27 protein-coding genes are annotated in these 20,169 nt (G+C 63.8%); 20 read left to right on the forward strand and 7 right to left on the reverse strand.

The features are described from left to right. The first annotated feature begins 6 nt into the window (after nucleotides 1-6). Genes THI_RS17675 through trfA form a run of 5 tightly spaced genes read left to right on the forward strand, consistent with a single transcriptional unit; the run spans nucleotide 7 to nucleotide 3,459 of the window. Nucleotides 7-777, forward strand: a complete 771-nt coding sequence (locus THI_RS17675; protein ID WP_020909866.1) for a ParA family protein — start codon at nucleotides 7-9, stop codon at nucleotides 775-777. After that, a complete protein-coding gene (locus THI_RS18210) occupies nucleotides 770-1,888 on the forward strand; it encodes a ParB/RepB/Spo0J family partition protein (RefSeq protein WP_020909867.1) in 1,119 nt (372 codons plus the stop codon). Before THI_RS17675 ends, THI_RS18210 begins: the two co-directional genes overlap by 8 nt. Beyond that, a complete protein-coding gene (locus THI_RS17685; protein WP_020909868.1) occupies nucleotides 1,885-2,337 on the forward strand; it encodes a hypothetical protein in 453 nt (150 codons plus the stop codon). The genes THI_RS18210 and THI_RS17685 overlap by 4 nt, the downstream gene beginning before the upstream one ends. Next, nucleotides 2,324-2,557, forward strand: a complete 234-nt coding sequence (locus THI_RS17690) for a DUF3717 domain-containing protein (protein WP_020909869.1) — start codon at nucleotides 2,324-2,326, stop codon at nucleotides 2,555-2,557. Before THI_RS17685 ends, THI_RS17690 begins: the two co-directional genes overlap by 14 nt. Then, nucleotides 2,554-3,459 (forward strand): plasmid replication initiator TrfA, encoded by a 906-nt coding sequence (trfA, locus tag THI_RS17695; RefSeq protein WP_020909870.1) that lies wholly within the window; start codon nucleotides 2,554-2,556, stop codon nucleotides 3,457-3,459. Before THI_RS17690 ends, trfA begins: the two co-directional genes overlap by 4 nt. Nucleotides 3,460-4,301: 842 nt before the next feature. On the opposite strand, the gene THI_RS17700 is transcribed toward trfA, so the two are convergent. Further along, nucleotides 4,302-4,622: a hypothetical protein gene (locus tag THI_RS17700; protein WP_020909872.1), complete on the reverse strand. Its 321-nt coding sequence runs from the start codon at nucleotides 4,620-4,622 to the stop codon at nucleotides 4,302-4,304. A 95-nt stretch (nucleotides 4,623-4,717) separates the two neighbouring features. Then, nucleotides 4,718-5,116 (reverse strand): mercury resistance transcriptional regulator MerR, encoded by a 399-nt coding sequence (merR, locus tag THI_RS17705; RefSeq protein WP_020909873.1) that lies wholly within the window; start codon nucleotides 5,114-5,116, stop codon nucleotides 4,718-4,720. Between the two features lie 69 nt (nucleotides 5,117-5,185). Here merR and THI_RS17710 point away from each other — a divergent pair, with 69 nt between their 5' ends. From THI_RS17710 to THI_RS17720, 3 genes are read left to right on the forward strand one after another with little or no spacing between them, the layout of a single operon-like run. Beyond that, the gene (locus THI_RS17710; RefSeq protein WP_041609413.1) at nucleotides 5,186-5,539 is read left to right on the forward strand and encodes a mercuric transporter MerT family protein; all 354 of its coding nucleotides are present in this window, start codon (nucleotides 5,186-5,188) and stop codon (nucleotides 5,537-5,539) included. A gap of 12 nt (nucleotides 5,540-5,551) precedes the next feature. Further along, nucleotides 5,552-5,827, forward strand: a complete 276-nt coding sequence (gene merP, locus THI_RS17715) for a mercury resistance system periplasmic binding protein MerP (protein ID WP_020909875.1) — start codon at nucleotides 5,552-5,554, stop codon at nucleotides 5,825-5,827. 7 nt (nucleotides 5,828-5,834) lie between these two features. Continuing rightward, the gene (locus THI_RS17720; RefSeq protein ID WP_020909876.1) at nucleotides 5,835-6,044 is read left to right on the forward strand and encodes a GDCCVxC domain-containing (seleno)protein; all 210 of its coding nucleotides are present in this window, start codon (nucleotides 5,835-5,837) and stop codon (nucleotides 6,042-6,044) included. Between the two features lie 12 nt (nucleotides 6,045-6,056). Here the strand turns inward: THI_RS17720 and THI_RS17725 are convergent, their stop codons facing one another. The 3 genes from THI_RS17725 to THI_RS17735 are packed head-to-tail and all read right to left on the reverse strand — an operon-like array spanning nucleotide 6,057 to nucleotide 9,691. After that, nucleotides 6,057-9,029 carry a Tn3-like element ISAzs17 family transposase gene (locus THI_RS17725; protein ID WP_020909877.1) on the reverse strand — a complete coding sequence of 991 codons (2,973 nt, stop codon included), beginning with the start codon at nucleotides 9,027-9,029 and terminating at the stop codon, nucleotides 6,057-6,059. Nucleotides 9,030-9,032: 3 nt separating this feature from the next. After that, nucleotides 9,033-9,452: a putative toxin-antitoxin system toxin component, PIN family gene (locus THI_RS17730; protein WP_020909878.1), complete on the reverse strand. Its 420-nt coding sequence runs from the start codon at nucleotides 9,450-9,452 to the stop codon at nucleotides 9,033-9,035. Then, complete coding sequence (locus THI_RS17735) at nucleotides 9,452-9,691, reverse strand: ribbon-helix-helix domain-containing protein (protein WP_020909879.1); 240 nt, start codon at nucleotides 9,689-9,691, stop codon at nucleotides 9,452-9,454. The genes THI_RS17730 and THI_RS17735 overlap by 1 nt, the downstream gene beginning before the upstream one ends. A gap of 209 nt (nucleotides 9,692-9,900) precedes the next feature. Between THI_RS17735 and THI_RS17740 the strand changes: the two genes are divergently transcribed. Next, the gene (locus THI_RS17740) at nucleotides 9,901-10,821 is read left to right on the forward strand and encodes a recombinase family protein (protein WP_020909880.1); all 921 of its coding nucleotides are present in this window, start codon (nucleotides 9,901-9,903) and stop codon (nucleotides 10,819-10,821) included. Here THI_RS17740 and THI_RS18215 read toward each other — a convergent pair. Together THI_RS18215 and THI_RS18995 are read right to left on the reverse strand one after the other, a co-directional pair. Continuing rightward, complete coding sequence (locus tag THI_RS18215; RefSeq protein ID WP_083829888.1) at nucleotides 10,747-11,649, reverse strand: Fic/DOC family protein; 903 nt, start codon at nucleotides 11,647-11,649, stop codon at nucleotides 10,747-10,749. The genes THI_RS17740 and THI_RS18215 overlap by 75 nt on opposite strands. Continuing rightward, nucleotides 11,624-11,833, reverse strand: coding sequence for an antitoxin VbhA family protein (locus tag THI_RS18995; protein ID WP_020909882.1), 210 nt, complete (start codon nucleotides 11,831-11,833; stop codon nucleotides 11,624-11,626). The genes THI_RS18215 and THI_RS18995 overlap by 26 nt, the downstream gene beginning before the upstream one ends. Before the next feature lie 73 nt (nucleotides 11,834-11,906). Between THI_RS18995 and THI_RS17755 the strand changes: the two genes are divergently transcribed. The 11 genes from THI_RS17755 (at nucleotide 11,907) to THI_RS17800 (ending at nucleotide 19,999) form a co-directional block, all read left to right on the forward strand. Next, nucleotides 11,907-12,221: an H-NS histone family protein gene (locus tag THI_RS17755; RefSeq protein ID WP_020909883.1), complete on the forward strand. Its 315-nt coding sequence runs from the start codon at nucleotides 11,907-11,909 to the stop codon at nucleotides 12,219-12,221. Nucleotides 12,222-12,274: 53 nt separating this feature from the next. Beyond that, the gene (locus tag THI_RS17760) at nucleotides 12,275-12,742 is read left to right on the forward strand and encodes a DUF2726 domain-containing protein (protein WP_157869597.1); all 468 of its coding nucleotides are present in this window, start codon (nucleotides 12,275-12,277) and stop codon (nucleotides 12,740-12,742) included. A 212-nt stretch (nucleotides 12,743-12,954) separates the two neighbouring features. Further along, nucleotides 12,955-13,176, forward strand: a complete 222-nt coding sequence (locus THI_RS18220) for a hypothetical protein (RefSeq protein ID WP_050986082.1) — start codon at nucleotides 12,955-12,957, stop codon at nucleotides 13,174-13,176. A 10-nt stretch (nucleotides 13,177-13,186) separates the two neighbouring features. Beyond that, a complete protein-coding gene (locus THI_RS19005) occupies nucleotides 13,187-13,492 on the forward strand; it encodes a hypothetical protein (RefSeq protein ID WP_020909887.1) in 306 nt (101 codons plus the stop codon). Between the two features lie 617 nt (nucleotides 13,493-14,109). Beyond that, nucleotides 14,110-15,003 (forward strand): DUF3560 domain-containing protein, encoded by an 894-nt coding sequence (locus tag THI_RS17770; protein WP_083829890.1) that lies wholly within the window; start codon nucleotides 14,110-14,112, stop codon nucleotides 15,001-15,003. Between the two features lie 208 nt (nucleotides 15,004-15,211). Beyond that, complete coding sequence (locus THI_RS17775) at nucleotides 15,212-16,126, forward strand: DNA cytosine methyltransferase (RefSeq protein ID WP_020909889.1); 915 nt, start codon at nucleotides 15,212-15,214, stop codon at nucleotides 16,124-16,126. Between the two features lie 10 nt (nucleotides 16,127-16,136). Then, nucleotides 16,137-16,433: a hypothetical protein gene (locus tag THI_RS17780; protein ID WP_020909890.1), complete on the forward strand. Its 297-nt coding sequence runs from the start codon at nucleotides 16,137-16,139 to the stop codon at nucleotides 16,431-16,433. 1,315 nt (nucleotides 16,434-17,748) lie between these two features. Then, the gene (locus THI_RS17785) at nucleotides 17,749-18,573 is read left to right on the forward strand and encodes a DUF932 domain-containing protein (RefSeq protein ID WP_020909892.1); all 825 of its coding nucleotides are present in this window, start codon (nucleotides 17,749-17,751) and stop codon (nucleotides 18,571-18,573) included. 306 nt (nucleotides 18,574-18,879) lie between these two features. After that, nucleotides 18,880-19,452, forward strand: a complete 573-nt coding sequence (locus tag THI_RS17790; RefSeq protein ID WP_020909893.1) for a recombinase family protein — start codon at nucleotides 18,880-18,882, stop codon at nucleotides 19,450-19,452. Then, nucleotides 19,449-19,817 carry a hypothetical protein gene (locus tag THI_RS17795; RefSeq protein WP_020909894.1) on the forward strand — a complete coding sequence of 123 codons (369 nt, stop codon included), beginning with the start codon at nucleotides 19,449-19,451 and terminating at the stop codon, nucleotides 19,815-19,817. The genes THI_RS17790 and THI_RS17795 overlap by 4 nt, the downstream gene beginning before the upstream one ends. Further along, nucleotides 19,814-19,999 carry a DUF7706 family protein gene (locus tag THI_RS17800; RefSeq protein ID WP_020909895.1) on the forward strand — a complete coding sequence of 62 codons (186 nt, stop codon included), beginning with the start codon at nucleotides 19,814-19,816 and terminating at the stop codon, nucleotides 19,997-19,999. Before THI_RS17795 ends, THI_RS17800 begins: the two co-directional genes overlap by 4 nt. Nucleotides 20,000-20,169 lie beyond the last annotated feature (170 nt).

Raw genomic sequence — 20,169 nt, forward strand, 5'->3', positions numbered from 1 at the left:
TCCACCATGAAAACGATTGTGGTTGCCAATCAAAAAGGCGGGGTCGGAAAAACCACCCTGGCCGTGCATCTGGCGTGCCGCGCCCATGAGCGCGGGGCGCGCGTGCTGATGATCGACCTGGATTCGCAAGCCTCCCTGACCCGGTATTTCGACGGGGCGGGGCAGGGGGGCGATACCGCTGCAGCGGCCAGCCTGTTCAACGGTTCGGCCTATGCGCCCGACACGCTGACCGAGCGCCTGGCGCTGCTGCGCGCCGACATCCGACTGACCGACGCCGACAAGGCCGACGCCCTCGCCGCAGGGCGGCATCTGCGCGCGGCACTGCGCGCCGTGGGCGCAGGTTATGACGTTTGCGTGATCGACACCCCGCCCGGAGGCGGTTCGCTGCTGTTCGGCGGGCTGGCCGGGGCGAATGCCGTGGTCATCCCGACCTCGACCGGACGCATGGAGCTGGACGGGGCGCAGGCGGTTTCCCAAACCATCGACAAGGTGCGGCAGAGCGCAAACCCGCAGTTGCAAGTTCTCGGCATCCAGCCGGTCAAGATCAATTCGCGCAGCGCCGTGAGCCTGGCGCGACTGCACGCGCTGCGCGTGGCGCATGGCGCGGCAGTGCTGCCTGATGTGCTGATGCAACGCAACGCGGTACAGCGGGCCGCAGACGCCGGGCGCATCGTCTGGCTGGGCACGAAGGGCAGTTCGCATCTGGCCGCAGCGCGTGAATGGCAGCGCGCGTGTGATTCCATCCTCGATAAAGCAGGAGTGCAACAAAATGGCTAAATCCCTTTTCGGCGGACGCAAGGCCGACGCGCTGATTCCCGCGAGCAACCCGGCCAGCTTCGCGGCCATGTTCGACCCCAACGCGGATCAGTGGAGCCTGCTCGACCTCGATGACATCGAGATTCGCGCGCAGAGCCGCCAGGAGTTCGATGCGGAATCCATCGCCGAGCTGGCCCGATCCATCGCCGACATCGGGCAGGCGGTGCCGGTGATCGTGCGCCGGGCCGAGGCGGGGGCGGCGCTGCCTTATGTGCTGGTGGCCGGTGAGCGCCGGTGCCGCGCGCTGCGCGAGCTGGGCCGCGAGCAAGTGCGGGCGGTGATCCGCACCATCAGCGACACCGACGCGGCGGCGATCCAAGCCGCCGAGAACATCCACCGCGAAAACCTTTCGCAGATGGATCAGGCGCGCATGGTGGCGCAGATGGCCGAGACGCTGGGCAGCGCCGAGGCCGCGGCGCGGCATTTCGGGAAATCGCCCGGCTGGGTATCGCAGCAAATGATGCTGCTGAACCTGCCGCCTGTTGCGCAAACGGTCGTGGACGACAACCTATCGTCTGACCTGGCCGTCATTGCCGCCGTTTCGACCGTCGAGCGCCAGAGCGGGGCGACTGCGGCCGCCGAGGTCGTGCGGCAACTCAAGGCCGCACCCAAAGGCAAGGCGCGCGAAGTCGCGCGCAGTGCGGCGCGCACGGCCAAGGACGCCAAGGGCCGGGAAGGCGCGCGCGCCGCACTGGTGAAGCCTGCCGGGGTTGACACGAGCGCAGGCCGGGCTGGTGCGGGGGATGAGAGCGGCGAGGTCGATCCGGTCATGGTGTTGCACGTTTATCTGCTGCGCATTGAGCGCGATCGGAGCCGTGAGGGCGTGAATGCGTGGCTGCGGTCTTTGCCGGAGGGACGCGCCGACGCCATCAGCGCGCACTTGCGCGCTTATTACGCGCAGGGCGAACACTGCTGCTTGAAGCCCGCTGAAACGCTGGTCAAGTTTGTGCGCGACGGGGTTTTTTCCGGCTGGGGAAAGCAAGGGGCGGCGATGGTGGCCTGGGTGAACGGCTTGGCCGGGCGACCGTTTGATGTCATCGACATCCTCTTGTCTGCAGGCGATGAGCAATGAGCGATCAAGCCAGAAGGCCGGTGCGCCGGGTCGTTCGGCGCATCAGCCCGGAGGTGTTCGAGCGGATCGTCAAGCCGCGCCTGCAGCGCCTCGATCCGGCGCGCATGGAGGCCGTGCGCTGCGTCATGGTTGACGGGATGCGCTGGGTCGAGGCGGCGGCAATGCCGGGCGTGGCGCTCAGTGCCTTGAGCAAAGCGGTTGCCAAAGGCTGGCGCGCGGTCGATGAATCCACGGGAGCGGCCCCCGATGCAAGCTCACCGAGCGCAAGCGTGCAGGTCGATACGCGGCACGGGTTGCCGCCCGGCTGGGTGTCGCTGCACCTGGTTGTTCCCGAATCCGTGCTGCCGGGGGTTCGGGCGCTGGTCGATGAGGCGGCAGAAACGATGCAGAGAGAACATGCCCGCCGACTGGCGGCGCTCAAAGGAGGGCAACGCGATGACCACGAGTGAAGTCGGGGCGGGCGACATCGAGCGGGCCTGGATGCGCTGCGCGCAGGCCAATCCCACTGCGCCGCCCGAATATGCGATGTGCCCCGATGCGGCGAAAATCGCCGATGTGTATGCCCGTGTCCTGGCGCTGAACCTGCAGACCGTCGATCTGCAAACCCTACGGGCCGAGACACGCGAGGCGCTGATGCGGTGGTGGCCTACGGAGCGTTCAAACCCATGAGCAAGAATCAGAAATCCGAAGATGTGGACAGCGGCGGGCCGACCGACGCCAAAAAGCCGGATGAAACGCCTATCGACCGCATGCGGCGCAATGCGTACCTGAACAGCAAGGGCATCACGCCCAGCGGGCAGTTCCAGCTTGATCTGATTTTTCCGAAAGAGATTGGTGTTCGTGAGGACTTGCGGCATATCCCGAACGAGTATGCGCGTTCGGCGATTTTCACCGCGCGCAACAAGAGAGAGCCGCGCCGAACCCTCATGCGCGAAAAGCTATTTCACTACAACGAGCATGTTTCCATCCTCTACACCGGCATCGAGCTGCGCGCCGAGGATGATGAACTTGTTTGGCTACAAATTCTGAATTATGGCAAAGGTATTGCGCTCGGAGAGCCGTTCGATTTCTCAATCAAAGACCTGGTGGCCGAGGTTGGCTGGCACAAAAACGGACGCAACTATGACCGCGCCCGAGAGTGCATTTCGAGGCTAAGGGCCAATGAAGTCCTGGCCCTGAACTCCAAAGCCTACGGGCGCAGCGGCTCTATATCGCTGATTCAAAAATACACCGCGCTTAACGATGAAGAAGGCAAGCCGACGCATTTCCGCGTGTGGATTGATCCCAACTTGATCGCCTTGTTCGCGGGCAATACCTTCACCAGCCATCGCTGGGAAGCCTACCGCAACCTTTCGCCGGTCGCGCGCCGACTGGCGGATTACATCGAAAGCCACAAATACCCGTTCCCTCTGACGTTGGAGCGGTTTCGGCAAATGTGCGGGTCAACAACGTCCGATGCAAGAAGCTGGAGGCAGACGGTCAAAAAGGCTTGCGCGGAGGTGCAAGCCGCCAAGATTGCCGCGATTGTCTCGCTCGACGGCAACGATCAAATCTGTTGCGCGAGCGATTAGGGCGCATGTCAAACGTCACGGCACAGCCGAAAACGGAGGGCTGGTGCGGGGTTGCCCCCTTGAAAGCGCACCTATCCACAGAAATGCAGGCATGGCGTGACGGATGACATGCAGCGCGTGACGGATGACATGCGCCACTCTTGCCGACTGCATGTCAAACGTCACGATTTTTGGCCTAACGTCGGCCTCGTCCCGGCGTTTCTGTGGATAACTTACCTCTAAACGCTAATTGTGTAACCTTGAGTATTCATTCCGTGACGTTTGACATGCAGTTTGTGGATAAAGCGTGACGGATGACATGCAGGGACACAAAAAATCACCCCATTGCGTGACGGATGACATGCAGAAGCGTGACGGATGACATGCAGAAGCGTGACGGATGACATACGCACAGGTTATCCATGTTCTTGATTTTTCTGCAGAAAATGGGATTTTTCGCGGGCGCTAACCGTCTTTTTAACCGTTTTTTAACCTAAAGAAAGGAAACGCACCGCTTCTTGGGGGCTACGCCCCCGCCAGCTCCTACGCGCCTACGGCGCTTCGCCCGCGCTTCGCGCTCCCCGCCCGGCACCCCCCAGGGGCTACGCCCCTCGGCCTACGGCCTTCACCCCTTTTCGAGCCCCCATGCCTGCGGCCTGGGGAGCAACGCCCTACGGGCTTGTGCGCCCCAGGGGGCGGGGGCTACCGCCCCCCCGTCCTCACTGCGCTTCGCTTCGTTCGCCCCCTCGCCCCCCCGTGGGCCTAGCGGCCCCCCGCCTACGGCGGCACCCCCCGCAACTCAAGACGGCTGGCAAACAACGGGGGGTATGCGGGAGGCGTCCGGGGTCGGGCACTTTAGCGCGCTAAAGTGGGCTTTGTTCGTTCGTGGCTTCGGAGGCGTCGCTGCGCGGTTGAAACCGCATCTGCTGCATTTGCACGCTGCGATATTGCCCGGTCAAGATGTGATCGGCCAAGGCTTGCCGCATGTTCGTGAGCGCCTGTTCACGCTGCGCCTGTTCAATGCCTTGCGCATCGAGCGCGGCTTTGTACGCGCCGAGCGTGGCGAGCGGCCCAGCCAGGGCCGGGTGTTCTTGCGCCGCTTCGCGCGGGCTCTTGCCGAGAAAGGCGCTGGCCGCGTCGGCGTTGCGTTTCTGCTCCGGGGTGAGCGTGGGAACTTTGCCCATGTCGAGCCCGCGCAGAATTTCCGTGGTCTTTGGGGTTCGGGGAGCAATGGAACAGCCAACCGACTTAAGCCCTGGCAAGGGAAAGCCGGAGGTGGTCAGTCACGCTCCAGCACGTCGATGATCGGGCACGGCCTTGTGCTGCCACCGGTATCGCATTGCTGGATCAGATCGCCCAGCGCTTGGTACATGGCCGTCAGGTCGGCCATCTTTCGCTCGATCAGTCCCTGCTTTCGGGCGGCCAGCGCCCGCGTGTCCGAGCAGCCACACGCCGAGTCCAGCGTCAGCAGCATGCCGACTTCATCCAGCGTGAAGCCCAGCGCCTGCGCCCGCTTGATGAAGCGCACCCGCTTGGCCTCCCCTGCCGGATAGCGCCGATGGCCGCCCAGCGGCTTGGCCGGTTCATCCAGCAGCCCGCGCCGCTGGTAATAGCGGATCGTCTCGATGTTCACTCCGGCAGCGTCCGCCAGCTTGCCGATGGTCAGGTCTGCGCCCATGCAAATTCCCCTTGATTCCGTACTTAGGTACGGAATGTAGAGTAGTACTTGGGCGCACAAGTTCAAGGAATCGGCATGGCATCACTCACCGGCAAAAGCTCATTGGTCGCAGGCATCCTCGCCGCCATCGGCGCATCGGTGTGCTGCGTCGGACCGCTCGTGCTGCTGGCCCTGGGCATCGGCGGCACCTGGGTCGGCAGCCTGACGGCAATGGAGCCGTACCGGCCGTTCTTCATTGGCTTGACGCTGCTGTTTCTCGGCCTGGCCTTCCGCAAGCTTTACCTGGTGCAGCAGGTCTGCACCCCAGGCACGCCCTGCGCCGATCCGCGCACGCGCCGCCGGCAACGGCTCACCTTCTGGATCGTTGCCATCCTGTTGCTCGCCCTGCTGGCCGTGCCGTGGCTGGCCCCGTTGTTCTACTGAAAGGAGTCCGCCATGCGCAAATTACTCATCGCTCTACTGGTTGCCTTGCCGTTCACGGTGCTGGCCGCGCCGTCGAAAACGGTCACACTGGCCGTCCAGAACATGACCTGTCCGCTGTGCCCGATCACGGTCAAGAAATCGCTGGAGAAGGTAGCTGGCGTCAGCGCAGTACAGGTCGATTTCGACAAAAAAACAGCCACCGTCACCTACGACCCGGACAAGGCCCAGCCGGAAGCGCTGACCAAGGCCACGACCAACGCGGGCTACCCGTCCGCCGTGCAGAAGTGATGCCGAGATGACCATCATTCTCGAATCTGTGCTGACCTGCCCGCACTGCGGGCACGCTTGGCAGAAGACCATGCCGACGGATGCCTGCCAGTTCTACGACGAGTGCCCGGCGTGCCACGCGCTGCTGCGCCCCAAGCCCGGCGACTGCTGCGTGTTCTGTTCGTTCGGCTCGGTGCCGTGCCCGCCTATCCAGCAGCAGCAAGGATGCTGCGGATAGGCTTGAAGCGGCTCAAACGTCGTCCTTCCTGCTCAGGGGTCGCAGCTCGCCACGGGCGACCGCCTCCGGCACCGAGAACGAGTAGCGTCCAAGCATGTTGATGTGCTCATGGCCGAACGGCGACAGCCGAGCCTCGTCCTCGGGCTTCACCCGGTAGCCCTCGCTGCGCAACTGCGCGAGCACCGCGTCCATGTACAGCGTGTTCCACAGCACGATCATGTTGACGACCAGGCCGAGCGCGCTCAACTGGTCCTCCTGCCCTTCGCGGTAACGCTGGAACAGCTCGCCGCGCTTGCCGTGGAAGACTTCGCGCGCCAGGCTGTGGCGGCCTTCGCCGAGATTCAATTGCAGCAACGTGGCGCGGCGGCGGGCCTCGTCGTCGATGAAGTTCAGCGTATGGATGGTCTTGTCGATGCGGCCGATTTCGGCGATGGCCTGCGCCAGGCTGGTGGGCCGCTCATCGACCTGCAAGGTGCGCATGATGCCCATCGCCGGCACCATGCCGAGTTTGAGCGAGCCGACCAGGCGCAGCACGTCATCCCAATGCGGCGTGATGCGGTCGAGGTTCACGCGCTGCCGTGCCAGTGTATTGAGGTCGCCATAGTCGGCCTCGGCGTCCACGCGCCAGAAGCGCGTTCCGCCAACGTCGGCCAGGCGTGGGCAGAAACGGTAGCCGGAGAGACGGAACAAACCAAACACCACGTCGCTGTACGCGCCGGTGTCGGTCATGATCTGCGTCGGCTGCAATTCGGTCTGCTGCTCCAACACAACCGCCAGCAAGACCAGGCTGTCGCGCAGCGTGCCGGGAACGGTGATGGCGTTCAGCCCGGTGCATTGATCGGACAGCAGGTTGTACCAGGTGACGCCGCGCCCGCGATTGAAGTATTTCGGGTTCGGCGCGGCGTGGATGGTGCGCACCGGCACCACGAAGCGCATGCCGTCCGCCGAGGCCACGTCGCCGCCGCCCCAGGCGCGGGCCAGCGCGATGCGGTTCTGCGCCGCCACCAGCACGGCGTTGCAGGCGATCAACGTGTCGTCGCGCACGTAGTTCTGATCGACCCACATCAGCCGGTCGCGCCTGAGCGCCGGGGAGTCCTGCCGCACGAGCGGTTCGGGGCCGGTGTTGCAGGCCTCGGCCATCAGCACCGCGCACAGGCTGGTGGTCAGATCGGCCGCGCGTGCGGTGCGCTCGGTCAGGTGCGTGAACGCCTCCATGCAGCCGGTGCGCGCGGCGACTTCCAATAGGATTTCCGGCAGATCGACACGCGGCATGCGCGCCTTGATCTCGTTGCGCAGCGCGATCAGCGAAGCCGGTTCTTCCAGCGCCTCCAAGGGGCTGAGCACCAGTTCGGTCTTGTCGCCGACTGTCTCGAAGCGCACTGCGTCGTTCTCGGGCAGGCGTGCGGCGACGCGCCGGTAGGTCTCGTCCAGTTCGCGCGTCAGCGCGGACAACGTAGCCTCGGGCTGCGCCGTCAGGCCCAGCGAGCGGCAGACGATGGGCCGCGCGGCCTCCCACTCGGCCCCGGCCAGCAGCCCGGCGCGTGGATCGGCGTAGCGCCAACTCGGGCTGATGAACACGTCGCGGCGGCGAATCGCGCTGCGCAGCTTGTCGAGCGCGCAGAACGAATAGGCCGTGGCATTGATGCGGCCGTCATCCTGCACGACATGGCGCTGCCACGCCTTGCCGACGATGGCCGTAGGCGGATCATGGTCGGGCTTCTCATGCAGCCATTGCAACGCCTGCGCCAAAGGCTGCGCGGCCGGATTGGCGTCGAAGCGGATGACGCGCAGCAACGTCGGCAGGAAACGCGAAACGGTGGCCTTGCGGGCCTCCAGCTCGGTATAGAACACATCGTTTGGCGGACGCACCAGGCCGCGAACCTCATTGAGCGCCTGGGCCAGTTCATCGCGGCCGATGGCGGCATAGACGCGCTCGCGCAGTTCGCCGTCCGGCAAGGCCGGATCGAGCAGCATCCGGCAAGCCTCGGCCAGCGTCGAGGCGGCCCGATCCAGATCCTTGAGCGAGCGCTGCCTGACCTTGCGGTCTTCCTTCTCGGCCTTGGTGAACAGTTCGCGTAGCAGCAGGTCGAGCACATCGAGGGCGTCGTCCTGCGCGCTGGCTTCCAGGCAATGCACGAAGGCCACCAGCGTGGCGATGCGCCGCGCTTCCGGCAGCCGGGCCACGGCGGACACCTTGACGGTGCTGGCGAAGCGGGCCAGTGCCGCGATGCGGCTCGGCGGCACATGGGTGCCAGGCAGCCTGATGCCCAGGCCGCGCACGGTCTCGATGCGCAGCAAGGCCAACACGAGCGCCGGAGCGCTGACGCGCACTGGCCCCTTGCGCAATCGATCCAGCCAGGACTGGCGGCTGCCTTCGGCGGGCTTGAGCAGATCATCGAGTCGCTGCCGCTGTGCAGCCGTCACGCCGCGCACGAGCAGACGCCACAGGCGCGACTCCATGCGCGAGCGCACTTCAGCGATGAAGCGTTCCAGCACCGTGACGCCGGGCAGCAGCACCTTGTGACCGACCAGCCAGCCGTTGGCGTAATCGAACAGCGCGCTCGGCCGGTCGGTGCCCGTCCAGCACAGCGCGCATAGCCACCGGCCAAGGCGGAACTGCACGCCGCCGTCGGCAAATTCACGATAGCCGTAGCGGGCACGAATCTCGGTCGTGTGCCGCCAGCGTTGCTCGCTCTCGCGGTAGGCCAGCACGCAGTCGGGGTCGGCGATGCCGAGCTGGGACGACAGCGTATGCAGTACCGCACCGGGCACGGCGGCCGGGTCTTCCAGGAAGGTGCCGAGAAAGCGAGCCGTGGTCAGTTGCAGCGCATAGCCCAGTCGGTGGCTGTCGCGCCGCTTGGTGGCGATCCACTCGCGGTCATCGTCGTCCAGGTGGAAGTAGCGCGCCAGTTCTTCGCTGGAAAGCGTCTCTGGATAGCGGCCGTAGCGTTCCCGTTGCGTGGTGGACAGGAAGCTGACCGGCATGGCTCAAAGCGCCTCGGCGCAGAAGGTGGCCGGCGTGACGATGCGCGTGCGCCCGATGCTGCCGCGTTGCAGCAGCCCGGCGCGGCGGTCGCCTGTCACCAGGTAGTCGGCCTCGCCGCCCAAGGCCATCGCCAGCAGGAACGCATCGTTCGGATCATTCGCCTCGATGCCATCCGGCAGTGGCGGCAGTTGCGCCAAAACGATGGCGCGCTGCATGTTGTTGACCATCGTGCCGACGCGGTGCGCGGGCAAGATGGTCTTGAGTTTGGGGTAGCGGCTCACTCGCCGCAACTCGTCGAGCTGTGCCGCCGATGTCACCAGCTCGAAACGCGCCGCGCGCCAGGCGCGATAGATCGCATCGGGTGGCCCATGGGGCGAAATCAGCGCACCGAGCAGCACGTTGGTGTCAAGGATGACGCGCATCAGTGCTCACGCGCCCATTGCACAGCCTCGTCGATGAGGTCGGTCAGTTCGGTTTCGCTCATGCTGGCCGCAGCCGTCTTGGCCTGATCGACGGCGCGCTCCAGCAGGTAGGCGCGCACAGCTTCCTCGATGAAGCGCGACAGGTCGCCCTTGCGGCCGCCGCCCTGCGCGGCGATGAACATGCGCACGGACTGATCTACGTCCGGCGACACGGCGATGTTCCAGCGAACGGTGTTCATAACGCCCTCCAGTACGGTGTTTGGGTGCATAGGTGTTTATACACCCTATAGCCGTCACTGGCAACGGTTCGATAAAACCTTCGTTTTACAAGACTCTGCCGCGCGACCTGACGGGCAAACGGTGAAGCACCGCAATTCGTCTAACTTTGTGGTTTGATGAATCAAAGTTCGATATTATTCTCTTTCAACGAGTAAAGCAGACTCTAAGCATGAAGATCGGCTACGCCCGCGTTTCCACGCGCGACCAGAAATCAGACTTGCAGGTGGACGCCCTCAAGGCGGCCGGTTGCGAGCGCGTCTACCAGGACGTGGCGAGCGGCGCGAAGACCGCGCGGCCGGCGCTCGACGAGTTGCTGGGTCAGTTGCGAGCCGGCGACGTGCTGGTGATCTGGAAGCTCGACCGCATGGGGCGTTCGCTCAAGCACCTGGTTGAACTGGTCGGCAGCCTGATGGAACGCAAGGTCGGGCTGCTGAGCCTGAACGACCCAATCGACACCACCAGCGCCCAGGGGCGGCTCGTGTTCAACCTGTTCGCCTCGCTCGCGGAGTTCGAGCGCGAGCTGATCCGCGAGCGCACGCAGGCCGGACTGACGGCGGCACGGGCGCGCGGACGGGTCGGTGGGCGGCCCAAAGGTTTGACGCCGCAGGCCGAGGCGACGGCGCTGGCCGCCGACACGCTGTACCGCGAGCGCAAGCTGTCGGTGGCTGCCATCGCGCAGAAGCTGCATGTGTCCAAGAGCACGCTGTACAGCTACCTACGGCATCGCGGCGTCGAGATCGGCCCCTACAAGAAACCGGCGCGGGGCCAGCCAGGCCCATCGACGAGTGCTGGCGAGGCTGATCCGCCGAAGGTCGCCACGATCCGGCTGACGCTGCGCATCGAAAACAACAGCAAGTTCGTGCGCGGCAAGAAGCGCGCCCGTGAGGACATCGAGCGCTACTGCTTGTCGGAGTACGACGGCCAGCGGCTACCCAGTGGCGAGTACGAACTGAAGGTGCCCTACAGCAGTGATGACGACCTCGACAAGCGCATGCACGAGCTGCTGGGTGACATCTCAAGCGAGGCGGACGACCGCAACTGCTTCTCGGAAAGCGATGCCCGCATGGATGGGACTGACCGCTACTGGTGATGCCGAGCGCTTAAGTCGGTTGGCTGTTCCATTGCTCCCCGAACCCCTCTTTTGCCGCATGAAATGATCGACGGCCTGCGGATTGGTCGGGTGTGCTAGGGCGAGCTGGGCGCGCTCGATGCGCAGCAGCATGAAGCTGTCGCGCAGTTCGGGATGGTGTTTCAACGCGGCATCACGCGGCAGGCTCTCAAAATCGACGGCCCTTTGTGGGCGCACCGCTTCCATGAATATCTGCTTGATCGGCTCCAGTTGGCCCGCCATGCTTTGGCTGGCCGCGTGGTTCCACCGATCTTTCACCGCATCAATCCGGCGCTGGTCGAGGCTATAGCCCGCACGGCGGGCGACCGATTCCATGAAAACCCGCGTGCTTCGCCCGTTTCCTTCTCGGAAGGGGTGCAGCGCGTTCCAGTCCGAATAGTGATCGGCCAGGCGTTCCACAAACGCCCGTTTATCCGGTGGCTGGTTGATGTCCTTATCTTCGGCGAGCGCGCGGCTTAGTTTTTTGCCTTCGCTCTCGATGTATTCGGGGCGGGCAAACTCGCTGTTTCCCTTCGCAATGCCCACCGATCGGATTTGTCCCGCCCATTCATAAACATCCTGAAAAATATGCTTGTGGATCGCCTTGAGGTGATCGAGGTCATAGTTCCCGGATACCGGGTTTTGTTCGATCTCTCGAAGGCGACGCTCCGTTATCTCATATTCTTCCGAGCGCAGCTCGGCGGCGTCTCGGATGCCGAGCTTGTTTTTGAGGGTCTGTGTGCCTGGGATAAAATACGATTCCCAGGTGTCGAATGGCGCTTCGCTATTTTCTGTTGCCATTGTTGGCATGGCGCTCTCTTATTCGCGCCTTGATTTCTTCAATGGCTTGTTCGGGTGTGATTTCGCCGCGAACGATGCGCTCGGATTGTTCGAGGAAACGCGCGCTCGGTTCAAATCCCTCTATCTTGCAATTCGCCGTGGCCTGCTCACCAGCCCAGCGGCGACGGGCCGTTGCTTCATCATCATTTTCCATTTTGTTCTCCTTGCATAACTCTGTTCATTGGTTTATATTTTAACTGACTTATCTCTTTAACGTGAGGATAACTATGTCGTCTTATGTGGATTTAATGAAGCAGATTGCGGATTTGCAGGCGCAGGCCGATGCAATGGCGCGAGAAGAAAAAATCGCTGCGGTATTGCGCGTGAAGGACATCATGCGCGAATATGGTGTGACGCTGAGTGATCTTGGCGGGCTGGCCCAGCCCCGCTCTGGCCGTAAGGGGGTCGCTGTACCGCCGAAGTATAGGCATCCCGCCTCCGGTGCGCTGTGGTCGGGGCGCGGTCAAAAGCCCCGGTGGTTGCGCGAGGAAATGGCGAAGGGCCGCACCGCCGATGACTTTCTGATTGAGCGGGTATCGTGATTGATTTGGCCCCGATGCTGTGGCGTCTGGTCGGGCTGGCCGCAGGGCTGGCTGTGCTGGCCTTGCTGGTGCGTGTTGTCCTGCATTCGCCGTTTCGACGCTGGCCGCTGCGGGGTAAGCGCGCTTTGATGTCTGCACCTGAGCGGCGCTTGTACCAGCTACTCGGGCGCGCTGCGCCCGGTCTGGTGGTGTTTACGCAAGTCTCTGTGTTGCAGATCATCGAGTTCGAGCAGCGCGGCACCCGGCTGTTCTGGACGTTGTTTCGCCGCCTGGGGCCGATGTCCGTTGATTTTGTGTTGTGTCGGCCTGATGGCTGCATCGTGGCCTGTATCGAGCTGGATGATTCCAGCCATGCACTGCCCCGTCGCATTGCCGCCGATCAGGTCAAAGATCGTGCGTTTAAGGATGCGGGGCTGGTGTTGTTGCGCATTCCTTTGTCGCATATGCCAAGCCTCGCCGAGCTGACTTCGGCGATCCAATTATTGATGGAGAAACCGATTGAACCCCTCCAAAATCATTGAGTATTCGGGCGCGGCTCTCGGTGTTGCGGGGGCTTTGTGGCTGGCACTGCGTTTGCCGAGTTCTGGTGATGCTTGGCTGGTGTGGATTGCGTCGAACGTGCTCTTGATCGCATGGGCTTGGCGGCACCGTGCTTGGGGCTTGGCTGCAATGTATTGCGTTTATCTTGGCACCTCGTTATTGGGCGCTCTGCGGTATCTTGGATAACTTTAGCATGCTAAATTCGCTGGCGTTTCTTCGATCTGTCCCTGTGCTCTGGATGGTTGTGGGTGCGGGCTTGATCGGCGTTCTGTCTTTCCTGCGCTTGTTCTATGGACTGATTCGCTGGGAGCTGCGTTTCGATCTTCGCATCCTTGAGTTTGGTTTTCATATGTTTTTGCTGGGCGCTGTCTCGATCATTGTTGTCCTGGCATGGCTGTTTCGGGCCTATCTTTAAGGAGTGAGTGATGTCACGTTATGATGCGCGCCTCGGTCGTCAGGTCTATGTCACAGATTTTGGGGAAACCGTTGATTTTTCTTTAGAGGATTCCGCCGAATCTATTATGACGGCGCTGGATTCCTTTTATGCCGTTCATATTCAAGATTATTATATTCGGTGCGATGATTCGGTCGATGGTGCGTTAGGCGGTAGCTATATGCTTTACCTTCAGAATGGTGGCGATTTTTTCGAATACGCTCCTGATTTGTATTCTGTTCATGCCATCCTTGAGGGCATTCGGGCGGGTTATTTCGATCCCAAGAAAATGAGCTGATCGGTTGTGGGCCAAATACCGCGTGAGCGGTCAATTTGTGCGTCACCCTTTCGGGCCGGGCTGTCGTGCTGCGCATCGAGCCGGTCTGCGCCCGTCTCGCCCCTTGCGGGCTTCCATCCCTGACGCCTGCGCGCCGTAGGCGCTGCGCGCTGCGCTTGCCTCCTGGGGGACGGCTTGCACCCTCCCCCGCCGCGCGTTGCTTGGCCTCCCCCTAACTCCCGGACAGGTTGCCCCTGACCGGGCAGGGCGCTTGCGCGCCCCACAGACCTGAGCTGGCCCGCGCTGCGGGCAGGGGCGGGCTGGCCTGCGGCCTGCCCGCGTGGGTGCGGTGTGGCGGGTTCCATCGCCTGCGGGTGAATCTGCTTTTTGGAGCCGCCCAGCCTGCGGGATGCTTGCGGGCTGTTCGGGGTCGCCTGCGCCCGGCTTCGCCCGGCTGGTCTTGCACGGGGTCACGCCAGGCCGCAAGCGGCCCGCCCGGTGCGCTGCGCGCACCCGGCTCTGTCATGCCCCCCTGCAGCCCCTCTCGACGCCCGCAGCCCTGCGGGCGCGCATCCCTACGGCTTCCTGTGAGGCGGCTCCAAAAAGCAGATTTTTTCCCACCCACAGGAGGTCACACCATGAACCCACTCAACACCGCACCCACTCACGATACGGGCGTTCCCCCCGTACCCCCCGAGGGCTCACCAAAAAGCAGCGGGCAGGATGGAACGGACAGCACGGAGGCACGGCGGGCGCAGTTTGCCAGCAAGGCCGAGGCGCGCAAGGCGCGTTATGAGGCTAGGGCGGCAAAGATGGCCGCTTACTCCGATGCGATGATGCGCGAATCAAACCGCATTGTCGAAAACATCCCGTTCGGCCAGCCCATCCTAGTAGGGCATCACTCCGAGCGCGGGCACCGGGCGCAGATCGCCCGCAGTCACCGGGCGATGGATCGGAGCTGCAAGGCGGCAAAGCTGGCCGAGTATTACCAGCGCAAGGCCGAGGGGGTCGGCGGGGCAGGCATATCGTCGGATGACCCGGACGCCATCGAGCAACTACGCGACAAGGCGCGCGGGCTGCAAGAGTGGCAAGACCGCGCCAAGAAGATCAATGCGCTGGTGCGAAAGAACGACCGGGCGGGCATGGTTGCGCTGGGCCTGACTGATGCGCAGATTGCCGAAGTGTTCACGCCCGATTACATGGGCCGCGTCGGCATCCCCGCCTATTCGCTGCAGAACAACCTTGCGAACATCAAGCGCATCGAGCAACGCATCCATGAAATAGAGAAACGCCAGCAGCGCGCGGACGTGGAGCAGGCGGGGGCGGGTTATGTCTATTTCGAGGACGTGGATGACAACCGCCTGGGGCTGCGCTTTCCCGGCAAACCCGACGCGCCCACGCGCGATCTGTTGAAGCGCCATGCGTTCAAGTGGAGCCCGACCCGTAACGCCTGGGTGCGGCACCTGAACAACGCCGGAATCTATGCGGCGCAGCAGGTACGCAAGGCGCTGGATGCGCAAGCCGGGGCTTGATTGTGGGCGTGCGCTCTGGACAGGGTTTCGGGGCGCGCAAGCCTGCACGCGGGCTTTGCCCGCAGTGCGGGCGGCGCGGACTGACACAGTGGCGGGCGACGGCTACGGGCATGCTGCGCTGGTGTCAATACTGCCAGCACACCGAAGGGCCGGGCGCTTGGGACTTGTATTGCGCGGCCAAGGCCGCGAAGAAAACGGGACATAAAACATGAAAGCGATTGATCTGTTTTCGGGCGCTGGCGGGTTCACCGAAGGCGCGCGGCAGGCCGGGGTTGAAGTCTGCTGGGCGGCGAACCACTGGCCCGCCGCCGTGGCGTGCCACAGCGCGAACCACCCCGAGGCCGTGCATGCCTGCCAGGACTTAGAACAAGCCGACTGGCGGGCGGTTCCGGCGCATGATGTGCTTATGGCGTCACCCGCCTGTCAGGGCCACAGCCCGGCACGAGGCAAAGAGCGCCCCCACCATGACGCGCTGCGCAGTACCGCATGGGCGGTCGTGGCCTGCGCCGAATACCACCGCAGCCCCGTTGTCATCGTTGAAAACGTCCCGGCCTTCACGGCATGGGCGCTTTACCCGGCTTGGTGCGACGCCATGTTTCGGCTGGGTTATGCCGTGGCCCCGCATCTGATCGACTCGGCAGATCATGGCGTGCCGCAACACCGCGAGCGCCTGTTTCTAATCTGTAGCTTGTCCAAGCATCCCCTGGAGCTGGACTTGCCGCGCCGGGCCTATGTCCCGGCCCGCGACATCATCGAATGGGACTTGCACCCGTGGGCCGAGATTGACGAACCGGGGCGCAGCGCGCACACGCTGCGCCGCATCGAGGCCGGACGACGCGCCTATGGCGCGCGGTTTCTGGCCCCGTACTACGGCAGCGGCAGCGGATTGACCGGGCGCAGCATCGACCGGCCTATCGGCACTCTCACCACCCGCGACCGCTGGGCCGTGATCGACGGGCCGCGCATGCGTATGTTGCAAGTCTCCGAGGCGCGCAAGGCAATGGGCTTTCGAGCCGACTACAAGCTACCGGCCCGCAAAAAAGAGGCCATGCACCTGCTTGGCAATGCCGTATGCCCGCCCGTGGCCGCTGATTTGCTGGCCGCGATTCGCGCGGCGGCTTGAGGGGCGCGTCATGGTGTACGACATCACCCAGCAACGCTACATCGACGGCAACGGCCAACCCATCGACCCGCCGGCATTGAGCCTGAACGTGGGCATTGAACCAAGCTGGTTCGTGCGTGATTTCGAGGGCTTCTTTCAATCGAGCGAGAGCCAAGCCGGGCCGTGGCGCTTCTATCTGGCCGGGTTTGCGGGCGACAGCGCCCGTGCGCTGCGCTACGACCGCACCTATGAGTATGTGCCCATCGACAGCCGGGATCGGGTTTTGATCGGCGGGCGCTGGTGGAGCCGGGCGCACTGGTGCCATTGACCGGGCGGGCAGGGGGCGGCAAGCGGCCCCCTGCCGATCCAGGCGCTTCGCGCGGGTTGGCCGTGGGCGCGAAGCGCGCCAGTCTTTGGGGTGGAGGCTCAATAGGGGCAGCAGGCCCGCCGTGCGCTGCTCGGCCTCGCTTAGCTCGGCGCTGCGCTGCTCCTATGGGCCTGCACCCCCTAGCCGCATGGCTTACCCCAAAGCCCTGCCCGGACAGGTTGCCCCTGACCGGGCAGGGCGCTTGCGCGCCCCACAGACCTGAGCTGGCCCGCGGCCTGCCCGCGTGGGTGCGGTGTGGCGGGTTCCATCGCCTGCGGGTGAATCTGCTTTTTGGAGCCGCCCATGCCCGACGACTGAACCCCCGCATTGCCCATCCAACCGACGCCGGAACGCAAACGGCCCGCAGCTTGGGGCTGCGGGCCGTTTGCGGGAGAGAATCCAAATCTGGAAGCGGGAACTTCTGCTTTGGATTCTCCGATCCGACGGATCGCCTGTCAAGGCCTGTCAAGCGCGACAGGGCACCGCCTCGTGTCAGCGCCCGCGTCAGGAATGGCGGCGCGCGTGCCGCCGAACGCCTATGGTCATCCAGGCGCTTCGCGCGGGTTGACCGTGGGCGCGAAGCGCGCCAGTCTTTGGGGTGGAGGCTCAATAGGGGCAGCAGGCCCGCCGTGCGCTGCTCGGCCTCGCTTTGCTCGGCGCTGCGCTGCTCCTATGGGCCTGCACCCCCTAGCCGCATGGCTTACCCCCAATGGCCCCGCTGCTGCGCAGCCGGGCAGGGCGCTTGCGCGCCCCACAGACCTGAGCTGGCCCGCGCTGCGGGCAGGGGCGGGCTGGCCTGCGGCCTGCCCGCGTGGGTGCGGTGTGGCGGGTTCCATCGCCTGCGGGTGAATCTGCTTTTTGGAGCCGCCCAGCCTGCGGGATGCTTGCGGGCTGTTCGGGGTCGCCTGCGCCCGGCTTCGCCCGGCTGGTCTTGCACGGGGTCACGCCAGGCCGCAAGCGGCCCGCCCGGTGCGCTGCGCGCACCCGGCTCTGTCATGCCCCCCTGCAGCCCCTCTCGACGCCCGCAGCCCTGCGGGCGCGCATCCCTACGGCTTCCTGTGAGGCGGCTCCAAAAAGCAGATTTTTTCCCACCCACAGGAGGTCACACCATGAACCCACTCAACACCGCACCCACTCACGATACGGGCGTTCCCCCCGTACCCCCCGAGGACTCACCAAAAAGCAGCGGGCACTGAAAGGAGGATCACCACCACGACACCGAGCGAGTTTTTCAGACCACAACAAACAACCCACTATTGAACTGAAAGGAATCACCATGTTGGCATCCCGTTTTTCTGGCTTTTCCCCGTCTGTGCGCTCACAAACCGCACTCACCGACGACCAAATCCGCCGCGTCGCCCCGTCGATCTTCGCCGAGGCCGCGCACGAATCGCGCTCGCAGCGTTACACCTACATTCCCACCATCACCGTGCTGGACGGACTGCGCAAAGAGGGCTTTGAGCCGTTCTATGCCTGCCAGACCCGCGTGCGGGTGGACGACCGCCGCGAAACCACCAAGCACATGATGCGCCTGCGCCGAGCGGGTGAGCAGGGCGCGCGGCAGGCCAACGAGGTGATTTTGCTGAACTCCCACGACGGCACGAGCAGCTATCAGATGCTCGCCGGAGTGTTCCGCTTTGTCTGCAGCAATGGCATGGTGTGCGGCGATGTCGTTGACGAAATCCGCGTGCCGCATAAGGGCAACGTGGTGCAGGAGGTCATCGAGGGCGCTTTTCGCGTGGTCGATGGCTTCGCCCAGGTGGACAGTGCGCGCGAAGGCATGCAAGCCATCGGCTTGTCCCGTGATGCGCAGCATGCGCTCGCAGAATCCGCCCTTGTGCTGCGCTATGACGAGGCCAACGGCCCGGCCCCCGTGACGCCCGCGCAGGTGTTGGAGGCCCGGCGCTTCGATGATCGCGCCGATGATCTGTGGACGACTTTTAACCGGGTGCAAGAAAACCTAGTGCGGGGCGGGCAAGCTGGACGCAACCGCGCCGGACGCCGCGCCACGACCCGCGAAGTCACCGGCATCGACCAGGGGGTGAAACTCAATCGGGCGCTTTGGGTTCTGGCCGAGCGCATGCGCGAAATTCTCGGATGACGCGCCGAGCGGGGTCGTTCTGGCCCCGCTCTACATTCGCGCCGCAGGCTTTAGCAGGCTAAAGCCTGCGGCAAACCCTGCGGCCCTCCCGCTGGTCGGGTCGCTTCGTGCGGCTTCGCCGTGTTCTGGATCGCCCTGCGCTTGCGCTTCGGGCTGGTTTGCGCCTTCTCGATAACGATCATTTTTGAGAAGTGCCGGGCTCGGCCCGGTCGATGACCATAAAACAACAACCTGCAATTCTCGATTGCCGTTCTTGATTGATCTTCTCGAATTCCCTATACTGGATTTATTTCGAGAAGGTTTTGCATGTTGATCGGTTATGCGCGGGTTTCTACGGTGGATCAACGTCTGGATCTGCAGCGCGCCGCTTTGTCGGCGGCGGGCTGTGAGCGGATATTCGAGGATCAGGCCGGTGGCGCTTGCGCGAACCGGCCCGGTTTGGCCCTGGCGCTCGATGTGCTGCGCGAGGGGGATGTGCTGGTGGTCTGGAAGCTGGATCGGCTGGGGCGTAGTGTGGCGCAGCTCGTTGATTTCGTCGAACGCCTGCAGGGCAGGGGGGTGCAGTTCCGCAGCCTGACCGATGCCATCGACACGACGACTGCAGCGGGGCGGTTCTTTTTTCATGTCATGGCGAGCTTGGCGCAGATGGAGCGGGAGTTAATCGCCGAGCGCACGCGCGCCGGTTTAGAAGCGGCCCGCTTACGCGGGCGGGTCGGCGGTAGGCGTCGGTCGATGACCCCGGCCAAGATCGAGGCCGCGCGCAAGCTGCTGGCCGCTGGCACGGCTCCCCGCGAGGTCGCCGCCAGCTTGGGGGTGTCGGTGCCGACACTGTATCGCTGGGTGCCGGGCGGCATTGGATCGACTGGAGGTGTGACATGAAGCGCGTTTTGCTTTTTCTGTTGTGGTTGGTGTTGCAGATCGGCTGGGGCCTGTTCATGCTGCTGCGCTGGGCGCTGCTGCCTTTAATGGCCCTTGTGGGGGGATTTGTTTATGTGATCTGTGGCCTAGGGGCGATCATCAGCTTGATCGGGACGCTGATTGTTGCCGTGGTCTTGCACGGCCCCGATCCCTGGGCCTGGGTGGGGCCGCTGCTGCTGACCTGCGGGTTTCTGTTCGGTATGGTGGCTTATCTCGGTGTTTGTTTTGTGGTCGATCCGTCGATGTCGGGCTGGCTGGTGCCGCGCTTCTATGCGGATGTCCCTTTTCGCCGTCATCGGACTGATCCTTCGGAGTATTTGCAATGAACGTGTCCTTTCCTGTGGAACTGACCGATAGCCAGGCGCTGGCCTTGGCTCAGTTCGTCAAGCGCGTGGGCTGGCAAGAATTCCGGGCCTGCGCTGTGGATGATGATGAGGCTTACGCCATCCGTTCCGCTGTTGACCAGGTGCGGCGTGCGCTGGCTGAACAGGGCTACTCACCCCGCTGATCGGGCCTTGAGCTATGCTTGTAAGGCTGAGCTTCGGCTTGGCTTTTCAATAGTGGGGAGAAATCCCTTTAGATGCCGCTCCGTATTCCGGGGCGGCTTTTTTTTGTCTGTTCGGCTGATCTGTTTTTATTATTCTGTGAATGATGCGGCTGTTTTAATGGGGTCGCATT

Origin of the sequence: Thiomonas arsenitoxydans (assembly GCF_000253115.1) — a bacterium.
GTDB classification, from domain to species: Bacteria; Pseudomonadota; Gammaproteobacteria; order Burkholderiales; family Burkholderiaceae_C; genus Thiomonas; species Thiomonas arsenitoxydans.

Excerpts from the sequence above, each read along its gene's own strand:
- THI_RS17675 (WP_020909866.1), top strand. The coding sequence starts at position 7 with ATGAAAACGATTGTGGTTGCCAATCAAAAAGGCGGGGTCGGAAAAACC.
- THI_RS18210 (WP_020909867.1), top strand. The coding sequence starts at position 770 with ATGGCTAAATCCCTTTTCGGCGGACGCAAGGCCGACGCGCTGATTCCC.
- THI_RS17685 (WP_020909868.1), top strand. The coding sequence starts at position 1,885 with ATGAGCGATCAAGCCAGAAGGCCGGTGCGCCGGGTCGTTCGGCGCATC.
- THI_RS17690 (WP_020909869.1), top strand. The coding sequence starts at position 2,324 with ATGACCACGAGTGAAGTCGGGGCGGGCGACATCGAGCGGGCCTGGATG.
- trfA (WP_020909870.1), top strand. The coding sequence starts at position 2,554 with ATGAGCAAGAATCAGAAATCCGAAGATGTGGACAGCGGCGGGCCGACC.
- THI_RS17700 (WP_020909872.1), bottom strand. The coding sequence starts at position 4,622 with ATGGGCAAAGTTCCCACGCTCACCCCGGAGCAGAAACGCAACGCCGAC.
- merR (WP_020909873.1), bottom strand. The coding sequence starts at position 5,116 with ATGGGCGCAGACCTGACCATCGGCAAGCTGGCGGACGCTGCCGGAGTG.
- merP (WP_020909875.1), top strand. The coding sequence starts at position 5,552 with ATGCGCAAATTACTCATCGCTCTACTGGTTGCCTTGCCGTTCACGGTG.
- THI_RS17720 (WP_020909876.1), top strand. The coding sequence starts at position 5,835 with ATGACCATCATTCTCGAATCTGTGCTGACCTGCCCGCACTGCGGGCAC.
- THI_RS17725 (WP_020909877.1), bottom strand. The coding sequence starts at position 9,029 with ATGCCGGTCAGCTTCCTGTCCACCACGCAACGGGAACGCTACGGCCGC.
- THI_RS17730 (WP_020909878.1), bottom strand. The coding sequence starts at position 9,452 with ATGCGCGTCATCCTTGACACCAACGTGCTGCTCGGTGCGCTGATTTCG.
- THI_RS17735 (WP_020909879.1), bottom strand. The coding sequence starts at position 9,691 with ATGAACACCGTTCGCTGGAACATCGCCGTGTCGCCGGACGTAGATCAG.
- THI_RS17740 (WP_020909880.1), top strand. The coding sequence starts at position 9,901 with ATGAAGATCGGCTACGCCCGCGTTTCCACGCGCGACCAGAAATCAGAC.
- THI_RS18215 (WP_083829888.1), bottom strand. The coding sequence starts at position 11,649 with ATGCCAACAATGGCAACAGAAAATAGCGAAGCGCCATTCGACACCTGG.
- THI_RS18995 (WP_020909882.1), bottom strand. The coding sequence starts at position 11,833 with ATGGAAAATGATGATGAAGCAACGGCCCGTCGCCGCTGGGCTGGTGAG.
- THI_RS17755 (WP_020909883.1), top strand. The coding sequence starts at position 11,907 with ATGTCGTCTTATGTGGATTTAATGAAGCAGATTGCGGATTTGCAGGCG.
- THI_RS18220 (WP_050986082.1), top strand. The coding sequence starts at position 12,955 with ATGCTAAATTCGCTGGCGTTTCTTCGATCTGTCCCTGTGCTCTGGATG.
- THI_RS19005 (WP_020909887.1), top strand. The coding sequence starts at position 13,187 with ATGTCACGTTATGATGCGCGCCTCGGTCGTCAGGTCTATGTCACAGAT.
- THI_RS17770 (WP_083829890.1), top strand. The coding sequence starts at position 14,110 with ATGAACCCACTCAACACCGCACCCACTCACGATACGGGCGTTCCCCCC.
- THI_RS17775 (WP_020909889.1), top strand. The coding sequence starts at position 15,212 with ATGAAAGCGATTGATCTGTTTTCGGGCGCTGGCGGGTTCACCGAAGGC.
- THI_RS17780 (WP_020909890.1), top strand. The coding sequence starts at position 16,137 with ATGGTGTACGACATCACCCAGCAACGCTACATCGACGGCAACGGCCAA.
- THI_RS17785 (WP_020909892.1), top strand. The coding sequence starts at position 17,749 with ATGTTGGCATCCCGTTTTTCTGGCTTTTCCCCGTCTGTGCGCTCACAA.
- THI_RS17790 (WP_020909893.1), top strand. The coding sequence starts at position 18,880 with ATGTTGATCGGTTATGCGCGGGTTTCTACGGTGGATCAACGTCTGGAT.
- THI_RS17795 (WP_020909894.1), top strand. The coding sequence starts at position 19,449 with ATGAAGCGCGTTTTGCTTTTTCTGTTGTGGTTGGTGTTGCAGATCGGC.
- THI_RS17800 (WP_020909895.1), top strand. The coding sequence starts at position 19,814 with ATGAACGTGTCCTTTCCTGTGGAACTGACCGATAGCCAGGCGCTGGCC.